The 671-nt window shown below is 73.0% G+C and carries 1 pseudogene; it reads left to right on the forward strand.

The window, feature by feature from the left end:
• Nucleotides 1–123: 123 nt before the first annotated feature.
• A pseudogene (locus ACTWPW_RS64505) lies at nucleotides 124–671 on the forward strand (hypothetical protein); the annotation flags it as partial.

Consider the following 671-nt stretch of genomic DNA (forward strand, 5'->3'; position numbering starts at 1 on the left):
GCTGGCAGGTGGCGTTCGCCGTCATCCCTGAGCCGGTGCCCGCGCCGGGCTCGGGTGAGGTGGTGGGGGGTGGATCGGGGTGTGGCGGTCAGCGCCGCCCTGTCCACCGGCGAACTGCTGACGGTGCCCGGCCTGTGCGGCACGGAGAAGGCGCGCCTGTTGCGGCTGTTGCGCAAGCTGGCGCGGGCCAGGAGGGGGTCGAGGCGGCGCGGCAGGGTGCAGGCCGCCATCGCGAAGCTGACGGCCGGCCAGGCCGACCGGCGTAAGGACTGGGTGGAGGAGACTTCCACCGGTCTGGCCCGCGGGTTCGACGTGATCGCCGTCGAGGACTTGAAGATCCGCACTATGACGCGGTCGGCGCGGGGCACTGTCGATGTGCAGGGCCGCAGCGTCGGTCAGAAGGCAGGGCTGAAGCGGGGTATTCTCGTCGCGGGGTGGGGCCGGCTGGTGGCCCGGCTGGAGCACAAGGCTCCCGGGCGAGCCGTGACAATCAACCCCGCGTGCACGAGCGGCGGTGCTCGGCGTGCGGGATCGCGGACCGGCAGGCGCGCCAGAGCCAAGCGCGTTTGCGGTGCCCGGTCCCGCGGGGTACGTCGGCAACGCCGATGTGAACGCGGCCAGGAACATCGAACACGCGGCAGGGCATGCCGCCGCTGCGCGGGAAGGGCCAC

Origin of the sequence: Nonomuraea sp. KM90 (genome assembly GCF_052246675.1) — a bacterium.
GTDB lineage: Bacteria > Actinomycetota > Actinomycetes > Streptosporangiales > Streptosporangiaceae > Nonomuraea.